Genomic DNA, 18,509 nt, shown 5'->3' on the forward strand with positions numbered 1-18,509 from the left:
GTGACGTAAGTTTAAATTGAGAAAACTGAGGAGAAATATCTATAGGATACAAACTGGAAGACAGAGGTGTAGTAAATAGAATCAAACTGGAAAACAGCTTTGCAGTAAATAGACTCAGAAATATCAGAGAGAAAAACCAAAAGAGAAAAAGAGAAAATCAAAACAAAAAACAAGAAGGAGGACACTATTATGATAGGCGGAGATCTGATCACCTACAGACCTGACATTCAGGTACTTGACGCAACAATAAGAGATGGAGGACTTGTCAACGATTTCTATTTTACTGACGAGTTTATAAGAGCCCTCTATGAAGCGAACATCAAGGCGGGGGTTGATTATATGGAATTCGGCTATAAGGCCTCCAAGGAAATGTTTGATGTGAACAAATTCGGCAAATGGAAGTTCTGCAACGAGGAGGATATAAGAGCCATCGTTGGAGAGAACAATACAGATCTGAAAATTTCAGTTATGGCTGATGTCGGAAGATGCGACTACAAGAAGGATATCATCGACAGAGCCGACAGTGTTATCGATCTGGTGAGGGTGGCGACATACATCAACACCATGCCTGCAGCCATCGAGATGATTGAGGATGCACATGCAAAGGGATACGAGACCACATGTAATATCATGGCAGTTTCAAAGGATCAGGAGTCGGATATCGATCTTGCCCTTGAGCTGCTTGGTAAGAGCAATGTAGATGGAATATACATTGTTGACAGCTACGGCTCACTGTACCCTGAGCAGATCAAGAAACTCGCGGAGAAATATGTCGCAGTTGGAGAGAAGTATGGCAAGAAGATAGGAATACATGCACACGACAACTTAAAGCTTGCCTATGCCAACACTGTTGAGGCAATGAGGAGTGGTGCGAGCATGCTCGATGGAACTGTAAGCTGTATGGGCAGGGGCGCAGGAAATTGTGCGCTTGAGCTTCTTCTTGGATTCCTCAGAAATCCAAAGTACAACCTGTACCACATCTTGAAGTTTATAGAGCAGTACATGGTTCCGCTCAAGGCAAAGGGAGGTGCAGTATGGGGCTATGATGTGCCATACATGCTGACCGGAATGCTGAATCAGCATCCAAGGGAAGCCATCGATTTCATCAAGAATGAGAGACATGATTATGCAGATATGTACAGCTACCTTATGTACAGAGAGTAACATGCGGATTGTGGAACAACATATTTTACACTGTAGAATATGTGTAGCCGATAGAGATGCATAGAACAACATATATAGTGGGTTGGGTGCTTATTATGGTGCTCAAGATAAAGGGGAGGACTCCTGGTGTCAGTTATCGCTGGCATCAGGAGTTTTTCTCCTTTTTTTCAGGCCGTGTGTTATAATCGGATGTGTAGTGTCAAAATTTGTCAAAAAACAACAAGAGAAATACTTGGAAAGATTGATATGTGCAGCGACAGTACTTGAAAACATATAGAAATAACAGGAGGACAACACGTGAACATAGGAATATTGGGCGCAGGCAAGATTGCCGGTGTCATGGCAGATACGATAAATAAGATGGCTGGTGTAGAACTGTATGCGGTAGGTTCAAGAACCTTGGAAAAGGCAAATGCATTTGCCGGGGAATTTGATATAGATAAGGCTTACGGAAGTTATGAAGAACTTGTAAGTGATGACTCGATAGATCTTATATACATTGCAACGCCGCATTCACATCACTATGAGCACATGAAGCTCTGCATAGAACATGGAAGAAATGTACTTTGCGAGAAGGCATTTACCTACGATGCGAAGCAGGCTGAGGAGATCGCAGCTCTGGCAGCGGAGAAGAATGTGTACGTTGCCGAGGCAATCTGGACGAGGTATATGCCGTCCAGACAGATAATAAATGAAATTCTTGAATCAGGTGTGATAGGGGAGATCAAGACAATGACCTGCAACCTGTCCTATCCGATATCAAAGATAGAGCGCCTGATCAGACCAGAGCTGGCAGGGGGTGCCCTTTTAGACGTGGGAGTTTACGGGCTGAACTTCATTGTCATGCATATGGGTAAGGAGATCTCAGCTATCGAATCGTCTGTCATGATGCATGAGACCGGGGTAGACGGACAGGAGAGCATAACAGTCAAATACGAAGACGGAAGGATGGCAGTGACGACCCACAGCATATATGGCAGATCGGACAGAAAAGGAATCTTCTATGGTGAGAAAGGATATATGATAGTCGATAATATAAATAATCCGCAGGGGATAGATGTGTTCGACTGTGAGGACAGGCTTATCAGACACGTGGATGTGCCGGAACAGATAAGTGGTTATGAGTATGAGATCATGGAGAGTCTGGATATGATCAGACAGGGACAGTTCCAGAGTAAATCGATGCCTTTGTCAGAGTCTATATATATGATGAAGCTTATGGATGATATTAGAAAAGGGTGGAATAAAAAGTGATAATTATATATATACTTGGCGGAGTCATAGCCATATTTCTGATGTACATACTTTTTCTCTTCGTGTGCAGTCTGTTCGTGAGAACTGACAGGCAGTATATGGAGGACAGCAGGTTCTACAGGCATCTGCTGTATGGTGCCACCGGATTTGCCATGTGGTTTCTAAGAGTGAAAATGCATGTGACTGGCATGGAGAAGATTCCAGTGGATGTCAAACCACTCTTTGTGGGAAATCATCTGTCAAATTATGATCCGCTGATAGAATGGCAGGTATTTAAGAAGTGGGATGTGGCATTTATATCCAAGCCGGAGAATTTTAAGATACCGATATTCGGCAGGATCATCAGAAGATGCTGCTTTATGCCGATAGACAGATCAGATCCGGGTAAGGCATTGTCTACGATCAAGACGGCTACCGAGATTCTCCAGAAGGGAGATATGGCAGTTGGAGTATACCCGGAGGGAACGAGAAACAGACAGGGCGGACTTCTGCCATTTCACACGGGTGTTTTCAGAATAGCCCAGAAAGCGCATGCGCCGATAGTCGTCATGGCGATACATGGAACGGAGAACATCTACAGGAATGTGCTGAGGCGCAGATCTGACGTCTATATAGATGCGGTGGATGTGATACCTGCCGATGAGGTAAAAGCAATGAAGAAGAATGAGATCAGCGACAGGGTGAGACTTGTTCTTGAGAAAGATGAAAAGGGTAAAAACTATGGGAAGGAAGTACATTTTATATAATTCACTGGCGGGCAACGGCAAATGTATGTATGACGTGCAGACACTTGCAGATACATATCCTGATGCGATACTCAAGAAGATGACAGAGATCGCTTCATATGCGGAGTTCATGGGATCGCTTGCAGAGGATGACGAGGTTATCCTGTGCGGCGGTGACGGAACGCTGAACATATTTGTGAATGACATAAAGGACATGGATGTGAAGAATACCATCTACTATTATGCCTCCGGAAGCGGCAATGACTTTGCAAAGGACATAGGACATAACAGTCATGACACTCCGGATTACCAGATAAATCAGTACATACAGCATCTCCCGGAGGTGACGATCAACGGCAAAAAGTGGCTGTTCATCAACAATGTTGGATTCGGAATAGACGGTTACTGCTGTGAGGAGGGCGACCGCCAGAGGACAAAGAATGAGAAAACTCATAAGAACAAGCCTGTGAACTATACGGCTATAGCTATCAAAGGCCTGCTCTACGCATTCAAACCGAGAAATGCTGTGGTGAAAGTGGATGGAGTCCGTCATGAATATAAAAATGCCTGGCTCGTGCCAACCATGAATGGCAGATATTATGGCGGCGGAATGATGGCTGCCCCCGGGCAGGACAGACTGAATCCGGAGCATACAGTTTCGGTTATGGTGTTCCGCGGCAAGGGCAAGCTTGGAACCCTTATGATCTTTCCTTCTATATTCAAGGGAGAGCATGTCAAGTACGAAAAGTATGTTGATATATTCAACGCAAAAGAGGTTGAGGTTGAATTTGATCGTCCGACACCACTTCAGATAGACGGCGAGACGATACTTGGAGTTACATCATATAAAGTTAAAGCGTGGAGCCTGGATCAGAAATAAAAAAGTTTTGAAAATCCGAATAATATAAAGTTCAAAAAACTTGCAAATATGCTGACGTCATTTATACTATTTTAATAGATTGTACGCTGAAAAAGGAGGTATTGTATGCGGGAGATGCGGAGAAGTGACAGGATGATAACAGATCGTGAAGAGATAGTGGATGTACTTGATTCGTGTAAGGTGTTCCGGATGGCGGTTCACGATGAAGAGGGAATGTACATAGTTCCGCTGAATTTCGGTTATACCTACGAGGAGGATGTTCTGAAGCTTTATTTCCACTCTGCCGGTGAGGGCAGGAAGGTGGATGCTCTGGCAGCGGATCCGAAGGTGGCCATAGAGATGGATACAGATCACTATCTGGTTGAGGGACCAAATGCCTGCAGCTTTGGTTATCTCTACAGCAGTATCATGGGAAATGGCACAGCCAGAAAGCTGACAGATCCTGAGGAAAAGTGCGAGGCACTCAACTGCCTTATGAATCATCAGCTTGCGAGAAATACCGAGAATATGAGATCGTTTGACAAGGTAGAAAAGAAGAAGTATAACTACTCAGACCAGATGCTGGCAGCGGTAAATGTGTATGAGATAGTTGTGGAAAATTTTACGTGTAAGTCAAGGCGATAAGTATATGGAATCTATGCAATTGCCATTGTGGTTTAAGGAATTGACGTAAAACATAATACAAATTATAATCAGACAGGATATAATGAAGCGATCATCAAGCAGACTCTTGATGATAAGTGATATAGCAGAAAGGTGAAAACAGGAGATGGATTACAACAAATTAGCGGATTTGATATTTGCAGATATAACAGATACAGTGGATGACCTTGAGAAGAGATTTCCGGAGAGAGAGCTTCCAGAGGGGGCAAGGGTAACAAGATTTGCGCCAAGCCCTACAGGATACATGCACATCGGTGGACTGTATGCAGCCATGATCTCAAGAAAGCTTGCAAAGCAGAGTGGCGGCGTGTTCTACCTCAGAATAGAGGACACTGACAGAAAGAGAGAGCTTGAGGATGGTGTAAATGAGATCATCAATTCGCTGAAGAAGTTTGACCTTGGATTTGACGAGGGACCATTTGAGGGTGGCGAGACTATATATGGCCCATATAAGCAGAGCGAGAGAAAAGAGATATATCAGACCTGTGTCAAGAAGCTTATGCAGGAGGGATATGCATATCCTGACTTTACAACAGCCGAGGAGCTTGATGAGATCAGGGCAAAGCAGGAGGCTGCAAAGGTTGACATAGGATATTACGGCGAGTATGCAGTAGGAAGAAATCTGACATACGAGCAGATAGAGGAGAAGCTTGCAGCGGGCGAGCCATATGTTGTTAGACTCAAGAGTCCGGGCGAGGCAGGAAAGACTGTTATCTACAGCGATCCTATCAGGGGCAAGATCGAGATGCCTGAGAATATCATGGATGTGGTACTTCTGAAGTCAGACGGAATACCTACATACCATTTTGCACATGCAGTTGACGATCATTTCATGAGGACAAATCTTGTCATCAGAGGTGACGAGTGGCTTGCATCATATCCACTTCACAAGCAGCTCTTTGATCTGTGTGGATTTGCGCTTCCAAAGTATGCGCACATCGCACCTATCATGAAGCTTGAGGTTACAGTGGACGAGGAGGGCGAGCACCAGAGAAAGAGAAAGCTCAGCAAGAGAAAGGACCCGGAGGCTGCGGTTGGCTTCTATGCAGAGCAGGGATTCCCATCAGTCAGCGTGCTTGAGTACCTTATGACAATAGCAAACTCCAACTACGAAGAGTGGCATGCAGCACATGCAGACAAGACAATAGACGACTTTACATTATCACTCAAGAAGATGCCTGTCAGCGGCGCACTTTTTGACATGGTGAAGCTCAATGATGTCAGCAAGGAGATGATCTCAAAGCTCACAGCCGAGGAGTGTTACGACCTCATCATGGAGTGGGCAAAGGAGCATGACGAGAACATATACACATTTGGCACACAGGATAAGGACGGCTTCATGAAGACCATCAATCTGTGGAAGATGTCAGGCAAGAAGGTCCGCAAGGATGTCGGCAAATGGTCAGATCTGCGCGCTATGTTCGGCTATCTGTACACACCAGAAGATGAGCTGGATCTCCAGTATGAGATAGACGAGAAGTACACACCGGAGATGATCACAGAGGTCATCGAGGAGTACAAGAATGATCTCTTCCTTGACTCAGAGGACTGGTTCTCAAGCATGAAGGTCATGGGCGAGAAGATCGGCTACTGTCCAAATGTCAAGGAGTACAAGCAGAATCCTGACGGATACAAGGGCAGCATCACAGATGTATGTACCATAGTAAGAGTTGCCATAACAGGCAAGCAGAACTCACCTGACCTGTTCACGATCATGAACGTGATAGGAAAAGACAAGACCGTGGGCAGACTGGACAAGTTCCTTGCGTGGGTGAATAGATAGGATGTATCAATTGGCTGCGAACATTAAGTTGGCATCCAATTGATGAAGATTGGTTAAAATACATTTTAGAAGGGATTGGATTACTATGAACAAGAAGATATATGACGGTTATACATATGTAGACGGTGGCGTGTGCGCGGCCAAGGGTTTCACGGCAAATGGACTTAACTGTGGACTGAACCCTGACAAGAACAAGAATGATCTTGGAATGGTATTTTCAGAGGTGCCATGTGTGGCAGCAGGCGTGTATACACAGAACAAGGTGAAGGGCGCGCCGGTTACAGTTACCAAGGAGCACCTGAAGAAATCTGGCAACAAGGCACAGGCGGTCATTGTGAACTCCAAGAATGCCAACACATGCAACGCAGATGGAATAGAGAAGGCTGAGAAGATATCCCAGCTTGCAGCGGATGCCCTGGGTATAGATGTGAACCTTGTCATCAATGCTTCAACAGGCGTCATCGGACAGATCATCCCTATCGAGCCATTTGAGGAGCATATGAAAGAGCTTGCAGACGGTCTCTCAGCAGACGGCAACGACAAGGCGGCAAATGCTATCATGACCACAGACACAGTTGATAAGCAGGTTGCTGTTCAGTTTGATATAGACGGTGTGACATGTACTTTAGGCGGTATGGCAAAGGGAAGCGGAATGATCCATCCAAACATGGCTACAACGCTTAACTTCATCACATCAGACATAGCCATTACATCAGAGCTGATCCAGAAGGCGCTCTCAGAGATCGTAAAGGTTACTTACAACTGTCTCTCAGTAGATGGAGACCAGTCCACAAATGACACCCTTACAGTCATGGCAAATGGCCTTGCTGGCAACAAGCTCATCGACACGGAGAACGAAGCTTATGAGAAGTTCAAGAAGGCCCTCTATATAGTTATGGAGTGCATGACCATGATGCTTGCATCAGACGGCGAGGGCGCAACCAAGATGATCGAGTGTACAGTTGCAGGGGCACCTGATCTTGACACAGCCATCATCGTGGCAAAGAGCGTTATCCGTTCCCCACTTACAAAGTGTGCTATGTTTGGCGAGGATGCCAACTGGGGACGTATTCTCTGTGCCATCGGATATGCGGAGGCAGACTTTGATATAGATAAGGTTGCAGTTGACCTTGAGTCAGAATTTGGCGTAGTTCCTGTATGCCGCAACGGCGCAGGCGTACCATTCTCAGAGGAGAAGGCAGCCAAGGTATTGAGCTCAGATGAGATACACATCAACATAGATCTTGGAATCGGTGACGTGACAGCCAAGGCATGGGGCTGTGACCTGACATATGATTACGTGAAGATCAATGGGGATTATCGTTCATAATATATCAAACAAATCAGGGAGACAGCCGAATGCCATTTAAGATTATTAGAAGTGATATAACAAAAGTTCATGCAGATGCAGTAGTAAATACGGCAAATCCGCACGTTGCCGTGGGAGCTGGCGTGGACTCTGCAATATATGCGGCTGCGGGGCGTGACAGGCTTCTGAAGGCAAGGGCAAAGGTTGGAACTCTGGCGGCTGGAGAGGTTGGAATCACAAAAGCATTTGATCTTCCGGCGAGATACATCATTCATTCAAGCGGACCTGCCTGGGTGGATGGAAGACATCAGGAGCCTGAGCTTCTCAGAAGGTGTTATGACAAAGCATTAGTTATGGCATATGCACACAGATGCAAGTCGATTGCATTTCCACTGATGGCTACGGGCTCTTACGGCTTTCCTAAAGAGCTTGGAATTCAGATCGCAATTGATGCATTTACATCATTTCTGCAGGAGCATGAGATGGACATCACGCTTGTGGTGTTTGATGATCATTCATATCATGTATCAGGAAAATGGTATGATGATGTGAAGAGTTTAATAGATGACGAATATGTTGCTGAAAAAAATCTGAGTGAATATCGCACTTTGTCATCGTATGATGAATGCCAAGACACTGCAAGGTTCGATGAAGAATATCTTTGCGGTCAACATAGACCTCAGTTTATGGAATATGGAACACCGGCACAGTCAGGTAGGAGTTCGGGAATACATGAAAACACCTCAAATGGTTCTTTGGACGACATGCTTAAGGGCATATATACGGACAGCTTTGAAAAACATCTGCAGCAGTTAATCAACAAAAAGGGACTTAAGAATTCAGAGGTCTACACTGCGGCAAATATAAGCAAGCAGTATTTCTCAAAGCTCCTGAAGGGCAGGATAAAGCCGTCGAAGGAAAAAGTTCTGTCACTGGCAGTCGGGCTTCGCCTGAATCTTGATGAGACTGTTGACTTCCTGGGGCTTGCCGGATACGCACTCTCACCGATCTCTCAGACGGACAAGATCGTGGAGTATCATATAGTACATAAAGAATACAGCGTCATAAAGATCAATATAGTTCTGTTCGACTATGGACTTGCCTCGCTGTCAGAATAAAACAAAGTAAAATGAGAAGGTCGCCTGCGGGGTGACCTTTTTGTTTGTTATACAGGTTATTATTAACTCACATTAAGGGAAAGCAGAGTGGACATGCCAAGGTTAATTTCTAAAACGCACGTGCATGCAGATTGTTTACACATTTGCATTTCCTAACACATAAAAACACTAAGATAAAAGAATGTGAGGTTGATGATTATGAAAAAAGGACTTACGGAGATAGTATTTATTCTGGACAGAAGTGGTTCAATGCACGGACTTGAGGCTGACACGATAGGTGGATTCAATTCAATGATGGAAAAGCAGAAGAAAGATAGCGGTGATGATGGAGAGGCGTACGTTTCGACTGTGCTCTTTGACGACTTCAGCAGAGTACTGCACGACAGGATTCCTATTGAGAATGTACCAGAGATGACGGACAATGACTATTACGTGGGTGGCTGCACAGCACTGCTTGATGCGCTTGGAGGTGCGATTCACCATATCAGCAATATCCACAAGTATGCAAGAAAAGAGGATGTGTCTGAGAAGACGTTGTTCGTGATAATCACAGACGGAATGGAGAACGCCAGCCGGAATTACAGCTATGAGATGATACAGAAGATGGTTAAGCGCCAGCAGAAAAAGTATGGCTGGGAATTCATCTTCATCGGAGCAAATATCGATGCTGTCATGGAGGCAGGACGCTTTGGAATAAGACCGGAGCGGGCGGTGAATTATGTGTGCGACGAGGCTGGAACAGAGAATGTGTATGGAGCTGTAGGGAATGCGGTGCATGCGATGCGCTCATCCGAGCCGATGGCGGGGGCTGCCGCCCTCGATGACAGGGAATGGAGTACAAAGCTTGATGAGGATTATATAAAGCGTGGCAGATGACAAACAACTATATCTTCCGTTTCCGGCAGTATGAATGGGGAGCAAACTGTCTGACTCGCTTGCGTTTTGCACAGCAAAAAGTTAAAGTTTTCCATATCAAAGTTTACTTGTATGATGTACAATATCACCATATGGAATTGAGCAAAGATATATTGGGAGGTAGGCAGATGGAAGATAGAGTACTTGACTGGGAGGTCTATGAGAAGACAGCCCGTGAGATGGCTGCAGAGGGACTGGTTCTGTTAAAGAACGACAACAAAGCTCTGCCACTTAAGCAGGGAGAGACGGTTTCTGTATTTGGACGTATGCAGAACCATTATTATAAGAGTGGAACCGGTTCAGGCGGCATGGTGAATGTTGCCAGAGTGGTGGGAATCCTTGATGCACTTAATGAGTGCAAGGATGTAAATGTCAATCAGAAACTGGCAGAGACTTATGCCGCATGGGATGAGGAACATCCTGTGGAGCTGGGACTTGGCTGGGGACAGGAGCCGTGGTCACAGGCAGAGATGCCGGTTACAGAGGAGCTCGTGCAGGAGGCTGCCGGCGAGTCGGATTCGGCCATAGTGATAATCGCTAGGACGGCAGGCGAGGACAAGGACAATACACTTGAAAAAGGAGCATTTATGCTCACTGATATAGAGACTGATATGCTTAGACTTGTCAGAGAGAATTTCCAGAAGATGGTCGTTCTCTTGAATGTCGGCGGTCTTATAGATATGTCATTTCTTGACACGATTTCCCCGGATGCCTGTATGTATGTATGGCAGGGTGGAATGGTCGGAGGATATGGAGTGGCTGATGTCCTCGTAGGAGATGTCAGCCCTTCAGGAAAACTCACAGACACGATAGCCTACGATATCAAGGATTATCCTGCGTATGACAATTTCGGCGGCGAAGAGAGAAACTTCTACGCTGAGGATATCTATGTGGGATACCGTTACTTTGAGACATTTGCAAAGGATAAGGTCAGATATCCGTTTGGATACGGATTGTCATACACAGACTTCAAGATCGGTGTAAAGCATGCAAGCCTGGATTTTGAAAAAGGCGTGGCGAATATCTGTGTCAAAGTCACAAATACAGGAAAGAGACTTGGCAAGGAGGTTGTCCAGGTGTACGGTGAGATGCCACAGGGCAGGCTTGGCAAGCCATCCAGAGTGCTCATTGATTTTGCGAAGACAAAGGAGCTTGTTCCGGGACTCAGCGATGAGCTGAAGTTTGAGATACCACTTGACCGCATGGCATCATTTGACGATTCAGGGGCGACAGGCCATAGAAACTGTTATGTGCTTGAAGCTGGAGACTACACTATCCATGTAGGAAACAGCATAAGAAATACAACAGAGTGTCTGTTCTTTGAGCTCGCTGAGACAGTGGAGCTTCAGAAACTTCAGGAGGCACTTGCACCATATGAGAAGTTTGACCGCATGAAACCATTCTGTGATGAGAACGGCAGGATGCTTATAGAGTATGAGGAGACATCTCTAGTCACTGTTGATATGTATGACAGGAGAGAGCAGGAACTGCCGGAGGAGATACCGGTTACTGGTGACAAGGGAATTACGCTTCTTGATGTAAGGGAAGGCAAGGCTTCCATGGATGAGTTCATAGCGCAGTTTGATGATGAGGATCTGGCATGCTTTGTTCGCGGCGAGGGAATGGGAAGTTCTCTTGTGACGGCGGGAACAGCGTCAGCATTTGCCGGGGTATCGCCAAATTTGATCGCACATAAGATTCCGTCGGTGTGCTGTGATGACGGACCATCGGGAATGAGACTCGACTCAGGTATGAAGGCATTCTCACTTCCAAATGGCACTCTGTGCGGATGTTCATTTAACAAAGAATTGAACACCAGACTGTATGCACTTCTCGGACTTGAGATGACAGCAAATAAGGTTGAGGTTCTTCTCGGACCGGGAATGAATATCCACCGTCACCCGCTTAATGGACGAAACTTTGAGTATTTCTCCGAGGATCCATACCTTACGGGTTCCATTGCAACTGCACAGTTAGAGGGACTTAAGTCCAGCGGCGTGTCCGGAACGATCAAGCATTTCTGCGGAAATAATCAGGAGTATCACCGCCATACGACGGACTCGGTCATCTCCCAGAGGGCACTCAGGGAGATATACCTGAAGGGATTTGAGATAGCTGTCAAGTCGGGATATGCCGACTCTGTCATGACAACATATGGTCTGGTAAATGGTCTCTACACCGCAGGAAGTTATGATCTGAATACCACGATACTCAGAAATGAGTGGGGATTTACAGGCGTGGTCATGACAGATTGGTGGGCATCCATCAACCGCAGGGGTATGGAGCCGGATGCAAATGACTTTGCGACTATGATACAGGCACAGAATGACATGTATATGTGCTGCCCGGACGGCTCGAAGAACATGGGCGGAGATAATGTCATAGAGGCACTTCAGGACGGACGTATATTGAGAGCTGAGCTTCAGAGAATTGCAAAGAATGTGTGTAACTTTGCCATGAATACGAATGCATTTAAGCGTCTTGTGGGAGAGCCTGTAGAGGTAGAGATAATAAACCGTCCAAAGCAGGCGGACGATTTTTCAATTGATGATGTGGAATACATCAATGTCGACAGAGACATACTTATAGATCTGACAGAGAAGGCCAGCACCGCCGACACGAATTATGTCATAGCCCTTGATGTTGAACATCCGGGAGAGTATGAGGTGAGCCTGAGGGGAAGCTCGACACTCGAAAAGCTTGCCCAGCTGCCGTGTACCCTGTTTTTCAACGAATTCCCTGTGAGCAACTTCACATTTAACGGAACTGACGGCAAGGATGTTGTGATCAGGAAAGAGGTCAAATTTTACGGCAGATTCAATGTGCTCCGACTGTATGTGAAATCGAATGGACTTGATCTCAAGGATATTAAGTTCAGTTTTGAAAAAGAATTTTGATCTGAAAATAAATATTGACATAGACTGCCATAGATGGTAACCTAAATTAACTCTTTGCACTGCATATAAATCTACAGTACAAACTGAGCAGACCATTGGCGAAAGCCAAGGAGTCGGGCCATCATGGCAGTGGAATCTTTACATCCACGGGACAGTAGTTACTAATACTGAGTCGTGGGTGTTTTTTTTATACTCTTTTAGACATTCTATAAAATCTCCCACATATATTTAGTGATAAGAGCTTTCTGAAATTTATTGATCGCACAGCATCGGTCTTTTGATTAAGGTGATTATCAATAGACTGGTGTTCATTTAAGAAAGGATGGCTGATTATATGGAAAGCGCAAACAAAATAAACACGATGGCGGCATCTGCCGTATCAGAGGATGAGTTTAAAAAGGTTGCAAATAAAGTATCGTTTATAACGATAGTACAGAACGTACTGTTGTCAGTATTCAAATTATTTGCGGGAATATTTGCACATTCAAATGCAATGATAAGTGATGCGGTACATTCAGCATCAGACGTGTTCAGCACCATAATAGTCATAATCGGGGTGAAGCTGGCGTCGAAGGAATCCGACAAGGAACATCCTTACGGCCATGAGAGGCTTGAGTGTGTGGCAGCGATTGTGTTGTCTATAGTGCTGTTGTATACCGGTATCAAGATCGGCTCGCAGGCGGTTAAGGACATAATCGGTGGCAATTACCAAAGCCTGCAGAAACCGGGGATGCTGGCACTGGTGGCGGCTGTTGTATCCATTGTCACAAAGGAGATAATGTACTGGTACACAAGACACTATGCGAAGAAGATAGATTCAAGCGCACTTATGGCAGATGCATGGCATCACCGATCAGATGCGCTGTCATCGGTCGGCGCGCTTGTCGGTATTGGTGGTGCGATGATGGGATTCCCGGTTATGGATTCCATTGCAAGTATTGTTATCTTTGTATTCATAGCTAAGGCGGCATACGATATCTTCAAGGATGCCATGGACAAGATGGTGGATCACTCCTGCGATGATGAGACAGAGAAAGAGATGAGGGATTTTGTGCTCGCCCAGAAAGAAGTTCTCAGTGTTGATCTTCTCCACACAAGGATATTTGGCAACAAAATATATGTAGATGTGGAGATAGGTGTAAACGGTTCATATACATTAAGACATGCGCACGAGATAGCGGAAGAGGTCCATGAGGGAATAGAGAAGAATTTTCCAAAGGTAAAGCATGTGATGGTGCATGTCAATCCTGCGGATGTGGCAGAATAATCATAGATTGATAACGCAGAGTAAGGCACGGATCAGATTTGGTCGGTGTCTTATTTTGTGTGCTGGAAGCTGCAAAACGAGTACCAAACCTGCAAATAGTCAAAAACAATCAAAACAATTCAAAAATCTTCAAAAATATGCGGAATAATGATTGACAATCTTCATTTGCGATGATATTATGCATATAGATTGATTGAAAGTGACTGAAATCAAGTGAAAACCACCTTGAAACAATCGCAAATAATTGAAAACAGTCAAAAAATATGTTATCCTAAAGAAAAGTTAAAAGCACCGGATGCAGATATATGCATTCTGAAAAGCCACGAAAAAAGAAAATACACAAACACGAAAAACACATATACAGGAGACATACTTAAAAGGCAGGAGGCAATTATTATGATGACCGAGGATAGATACACAACGATTTTAGATGCACTGAAAGAGAAAAAGTCTATGACAGTTGCAGAGTTCACGGAGATCACGGGAGCGTCAGAATCTACTATAAGAAGAGATTTGATAGCTCTGGACGATATGGGTAAGATCAAGAGATTCCATGGTGGTGCCAAGGCGATCGAGCATGAATATATCACCAATGAGGCACCGGTTTCAGCCAAGGCACAGCTCAACGTCGAAGAGAAAAGTGCCATTGCAAAATATGCGGCAACGATGATCAATGATGAAGATTTCATATTTATAGATGCAGGAACCAGCACGGAGCTCATGATCGACTATATCGGCGAAACAAATGCTACATTTGTCACCAATGGAATAGCACATGCCAAGAGACTTCTGAAGAAGAACCTCAGAACATACATGATAGGCGGACTTGTTAAGCCGATCACAGAGGCGATCATCGGAGCCGAGGCAGTCAATTCCATGAAAAAGTTCAATTTCACAAAGTGCTTTCTTGGAACGAATGGAATCCATATGGATTACGGATTCACAACGGTTGATGTGGAAGAGGCTATGGTGAAGATGGAAGCGGTGAACAGATCTTATGCGAGCATAGTCCTTGCTGACAGCAGCAAGTTCGACAAGGTGACGGCAGTGACATTTGCAGCAATCGAAAAAGCCTGTATTATCACTGACAGACTTGTAAATGATAAGTACATAGACGCCACAGTTGTAAAGGAGGTACTCAGATAATGATTTATACGGTGACATTCAATCCGGCGCTCGATTATGTTGTCAAGATGGACAGCCTTGAGCTTGGAATGGTGAACAGAAGTAAGTCAGAAGCCATATTCTATGGCGGCAAAGGTATCAATGTCTCAACCGTACTTAAGAACATAGGAGTTGATTCCGTAGCTCTCGGTTTTGTTGCCGGATTTACCGGTAAGGAGATTGAGGACGGAGTCAAGGCCATGGGAGTTAAGACAGATTTTATCCAGCTGAAGGATGGTCTCAGCAGGATAAATGTCAAGATCAAGGCAGAACAGGAGACGGAGATCAACGGACAGGGACCCGACATTAAGAAAGATGAGCTTCAGCAGATGTTTGACAAGCTGGACAAGCTCCAGTCGGGAGATTGCCTGATACTTGCGGGAACCATCCCTGCTTCACTTCCATCTGACATATACGAGCAGATCATGGAGAAGCTTATGAACAGGAACATCGACATCGTGGTGGATGCGACAAGGGATCTTCTGCTCAATGTATTGAAGTTTCGTCCATTCCTCATCAAGCCGAATAACCATGAGCTTGGCGAGATGTTCGGAGTAGTCTTAAAGAGCGATGACGAGATCGTTGAGTATGCGAAGAAGCTCCAGGTCATGGGTGCAAGAAATGTGCTCATATCCATGGCAGGGGACGGAGCAATACTCATCACAGAGACAGGAGAGGTTCACAAGATCGGAGTTCCAAAGGGAACAGTTGTGAACTCAGTAGGGGCAGGTGATTCCATGGTGGCAGGATTCACAGCAAGCTACCTGAAGGATCACAATTACATGGAAGCATTGAAGAGAGGAACAGCAACCGGAAGTGCCACAGCATTTTCAGAAGGCCTCGCCACAGCGGACAAAGTAGAAGAACTCTATAAGCAGTTATAGTAAATTGTACGTGTTCCGTCATGAGAGGGAATACTTAGGAGATTCAGATATCGCACAGTAGCATATGTGGATGCGGCTGATTATTTAAGAGGAGGTTACGCTTATGAGAATTACAGAGCTTTTATCAAAGGAAAGCATTGCTCTGGGTGTAAAGGTAGATTCAAAGGATGCAGCGATCGACTACCTTGTAAACCTGCACGATGCAGCAGGCAACATCTCAGACAAGAAAACATACAAAGAAGGAATACTTAAGAGAGAGGAAGAGGGCTCAACAGCTATAGGAGAAGGAATAGCAATCCCTCACTCCAAGAACAAGGCAGTCAAGAGACCTGGACTTGCAGCTATGACAGTTCCAGATGGAGTTGATTACGACTCACTTGACGGACAGCCATCAAACCTGTTCTTCATGATCGCAGCACCAGAGAGCGGATCAGATGTACATCTTGAGGTGCTTTCAAGACTGTCTATGCTCCTCATGGATGAGGACTTCAGAGCAGAGCTTCTGAAGGCAGCAGACAAGGATGCATTCCTTGCAGTCGTTGACAAATATGAGAACGCAAAGTTCCCAGAGGAGACAGCAGAGAAGCCTGAGGAAAAGGCAGTTGAGAAGGCTCCTGAGAAGAAAGGCTTTAGAGTGCTTGCCGTTACAGCGTGTCCTACAGGAATAGCTCACACATATATGGCAGCCGAGGCACTTGAGAAGGCCGGCGCCAAGATGGGATATGCCTTAAAGGCTGAGACAAATGGTTCAGGCGGAGCAAAAAATATACTTACTGATGAAGAGATCGCAAACTGTGATGGTATCATAGTTGCAGCTGACAAGAATGTTGAAACAGCAAGATTTGATGGAAAGCCAGTTCTTTTCACAAGAGTAGCAGATGGAATACACAAGCCTGAGGAACTCATACAGAAGATCGTGGATGGTCAGGTTCCTGTTCACCACGAGGAGGGCGGCAGAAAAGAGTCAAGCAGTGCAAATGGCAGTGTGGGAAGTAGGATCTACAAGCATCTTATGAACGGAGTATCACACATGCTCCCATTCGTAATCGGCGGTGGTATCCTCACAGCTCTTGCATTCCTTATAGATACACTTTGTGGATTCGGTGCAACAGGTGGATCCAACTTCGGTTCCATGACACCGCTCTCAGCATTCTTCAAGTATGCCGGCGGCCTGGCGATGGGCGTGATGGTTCCGGTACTTGCAGGATTTATAGCAGAGTCCATAGCGGACAGACCTGGACTTGCAGTCGGATTCCTCGGTGGTATCCTGGCATCTTCCGGAAATGCAGCCTTGTCTGGTTATGTATGGGCAGGAGATAACCTTGGCGGATTCCAGTCATTTATATCAAAGTTTGGATTTGTAGCAGAGGGCGGCGGAAATACAGTATCAGGTTTCCTCGGCGGTATCGCAGCAGGTTTCCTTGCAGGATATGTAGTTCTTCTTCTTAGAAAGATCTGCTCCAAATTCCCTAAGTCACTGGAGGGAATTAAGCCAACACTTATATATCCACTTGTTGGTATGTTTATAGTTGCAGTACTTATGATATTTATACTCAATCCAATTATTGGATTGATCAATACAGGACTTTCAGATATGCTGACAGCCCTTGCAAATAAAAATCTTCTCATCCCACTTGGAATTATCCTCGGCGGTATGATGGCGATAGACATGGGCGGCCCTATCAACAAGGCAGCTTATGTATACGGAACAATGGTTCTCGCAACAGCGTCAGAGCTTGTCGCAGGCGGCGCACAGCTTTCAGATCCAGCAGTTCAGGCGTGCTATATCTCAATGGCATCAGTTATGGTAGGTGGTATGGTACCTCCACTTGGAATTGCTCTTGCATGTATCTTCTTCCCTAAGAAGTTCACAAAGGCAGAGAGAAACTCAACAGTATCAAACATCGTAATGGCTTGTGGATTCATCACAGAGGGTGCAATACCATTTGCAGCTGCAGATCCACTCCACGTAATACCATGTACACTCGTAGGCGCAGCAGTTGCAGGTGGAATGTCAGCAGCATTCAAATGTACACTGATGGCACCTCACGGCGGAATCTTTGTATTCGCAACAGTAGGCAACTGGTTACCATACATCATCTCATGGCTTGTAGGATCAGTGATCACATGTATCATGCTCGGTCTTATCAAGAAAAATGCTCAGGATTAAAAATTGCACAAAAGTAATGCACAAAAAACGACAGAATGTTATAATTTATACAATTGGGGTTTGTGAAAATCTGTCGGATATATGGAATAACGAAAAAGGTGTGGGGAACATCTGACTGTGATACCATATAACAGAAAAATGCAGATCAAATGTTTTTACAAAATTCTGCTAAATCCGAGGGTTGATAAGAAACAGAACCATAAAGCAGATAATTACAAGTCACAATATATTATTAAACAAAACAAGGGCCGCTTATGAAACACAAATTCTGCAAGTGATTGTATATATCATTTGAAGGGAATTTGAGGCCGCCGGT

The 18,509-nt window shown here is 45.1% G+C and carries 14 protein-coding genes and 1 riboswitch; all 14 genes read left to right on the forward strand.

Going from position 1 to position 18,509, the window contains the following annotated elements; genetic code table 11:
• Positions 1-189 precede the first annotated feature (189 nt).
• Entirely contained in the window at positions 190-1,164 is a 975-nt protein-coding gene (locus tag DXD11_RS08335) for an aldolase catalytic domain-containing protein (RefSeq protein WP_118758170.1), read from the forward strand.
• 297 nt (positions 1,165-1,461) lie between these two features.
• Positions 1,462-2,418, forward strand: coding sequence for a Gfo/Idh/MocA family protein (locus tag DXD11_RS08340; protein WP_118758171.1), 957 nt, complete (start codon positions 1,462-1,464; stop codon positions 2,416-2,418).
• Complete coding sequence (locus DXD11_RS08345) at positions 2,415-3,164, forward strand: lysophospholipid acyltransferase family protein (RefSeq protein WP_118758172.1); 750 nt, start codon at positions 2,415-2,417, stop codon at positions 3,162-3,164. The genes DXD11_RS08340 and DXD11_RS08345 overlap by 4 nt, the downstream gene beginning before the upstream one ends.
• Complete coding sequence (locus DXD11_RS08350; RefSeq protein WP_118758173.1) at positions 3,139-4,023, forward strand: diacylglycerol/lipid kinase family protein; 885 nt, start codon at positions 3,139-3,141, stop codon at positions 4,021-4,023. Before DXD11_RS08345 ends, DXD11_RS08350 begins: the two co-directional genes overlap by 26 nt.
• Before the next feature lie 105 nt (positions 4,024-4,128).
• Positions 4,129-4,647, forward strand: coding sequence for a pyridoxamine 5'-phosphate oxidase family protein (locus DXD11_RS08355; RefSeq protein ID WP_015534017.1), 519 nt, complete (start codon positions 4,129-4,131; stop codon positions 4,645-4,647).
• A gap of 145 nt (positions 4,648-4,792) precedes the next feature.
• On the forward strand, positions 4,793-6,469 hold the full coding sequence (gene gltX / locus DXD11_RS08360) for a glutamate--tRNA ligase (RefSeq protein ID WP_118758174.1): 1,677 nt from the start codon (positions 4,793-4,795) through the stop codon (positions 6,467-6,469).
• 85 nt (positions 6,470-6,554) lie between these two features.
• The gene (gene argJ / locus DXD11_RS08365; RefSeq protein ID WP_117551187.1) at positions 6,555-7,799 is read left to right on the forward strand and encodes a bifunctional glutamate N-acetyltransferase/amino-acid acetyltransferase ArgJ; all 1,245 of its coding nucleotides are present in this window, start codon (positions 6,555-6,557) and stop codon (positions 7,797-7,799) included.
• A gap of 29 nt (positions 7,800-7,828) precedes the next feature.
• Positions 7,829-8,896, forward strand: a complete 1,068-nt coding sequence (locus DXD11_RS08370) for a macro domain-containing protein (RefSeq protein ID WP_118758175.1) — start codon at positions 7,829-7,831, stop codon at positions 8,894-8,896.
• Between the two features lie 198 nt (positions 8,897-9,094).
• Positions 9,095-9,772, forward strand: a complete 678-nt coding sequence (locus DXD11_RS08375) for a vWA domain-containing protein (RefSeq protein ID WP_118758176.1) — start codon at positions 9,095-9,097, stop codon at positions 9,770-9,772.
• A 167-nt stretch (positions 9,773-9,939) separates the two neighbouring features.
• Positions 9,940-12,708 (forward strand): glycoside hydrolase family 3 protein, encoded by a 2,769-nt coding sequence (locus tag DXD11_RS08380; protein WP_118758177.1) that lies wholly within the window; start codon positions 9,940-9,942, stop codon positions 12,706-12,708.
• A 73-nt stretch (positions 12,709-12,781) separates the two neighbouring features.
• Positions 12,782-12,865: riboswitch (NiCo riboswitch) on the forward strand.
• Positions 12,866-13,042: 177 nt separating this feature from the next.
• A complete protein-coding gene (locus DXD11_RS08385; RefSeq protein ID WP_118758178.1) occupies positions 13,043-13,975 on the forward strand; it encodes a cation diffusion facilitator family transporter in 933 nt (310 codons plus the stop codon).
• Positions 13,976-14,371: 396 nt separating this feature from the next.
• Positions 14,372-15,121 (forward strand): DeoR/GlpR family DNA-binding transcription regulator, encoded by a 750-nt coding sequence (locus tag DXD11_RS08390; RefSeq protein ID WP_118017780.1) that lies wholly within the window; start codon positions 14,372-14,374, stop codon positions 15,119-15,121.
• Entirely contained in the window at positions 15,121-16,023 is a 903-nt protein-coding gene (gene pfkB, locus DXD11_RS08395; protein ID WP_118758179.1) for a 1-phosphofructokinase, read from the forward strand. Before DXD11_RS08390 ends, pfkB begins: the two co-directional genes overlap by 1 nt.
• 103 nt (positions 16,024-16,126) lie before the next feature.
• Positions 16,127-18,193 carry a PTS fructose transporter subunit IIABC gene (locus DXD11_RS08400; protein ID WP_118758180.1) on the forward strand — a complete coding sequence of 689 codons (2,067 nt, stop codon included), beginning with the start codon at positions 16,127-16,129 and terminating at the stop codon, positions 18,191-18,193.
• The last annotated feature ends 316 nt before the right edge of the window (positions 18,194-18,509 follow it).

The sequence above is a fragment of the Coprococcus sp. TF11-13 genome, from assembly GCF_003481085.1.
GTDB classification, from domain to species: Bacteria; Bacillota; Clostridia; order Lachnospirales; family Lachnospiraceae; genus Coprococcus; species Coprococcus aceti.